The sequence below is a fragment of the Sulfitobacter sp. HI0027 genome (genome assembly GCF_001634775.1).
Classification (GTDB): Bacteria; Pseudomonadota; Alphaproteobacteria; order Rhodobacterales; family Rhodobacteraceae; genus Sulfitobacter.
Map to the genome: position 1 here is coordinate 1 of NZ_LWER01000125.1, position 274 is coordinate 274.

The window sequence follows — 274 nt, forward strand, 5'->3', positions numbered from 1 at the left end:
TGAATACGTCATCAACGGGCGCAAATGGTGGACCTCAGGTTCGGGCGACTCGCGCTGCAAACTGTTCATCGTGATGGGTAAAACTGACCCAGAGGCCGAACCTTATCGCCAACAGAGCATGATCCTCGTGCCGCGTGACACACCGGGCCTGACGATCAAGCGGATGATCCCAGTCTTTGGCTTTTCTGACGCGCCGCATGGGCATGGTGAGATCATTTACGACAATGTTCGCGTGCCTGCGGAAAACATCCTGCTGGGCGAAGGGCGCGGCTTT

General features: G+C 56.9%; 1 protein-coding gene. It reads left to right on the forward strand.

The window, feature by feature from the left end; all coding sequences use genetic code 11:
- Positions 1 to 274, forward strand: a 274-nt coding sequence (locus A3722_RS06560; protein WP_201721976.1) for an acyl-CoA dehydrogenase family protein, incomplete at both ends; no start/stop codon positions are given.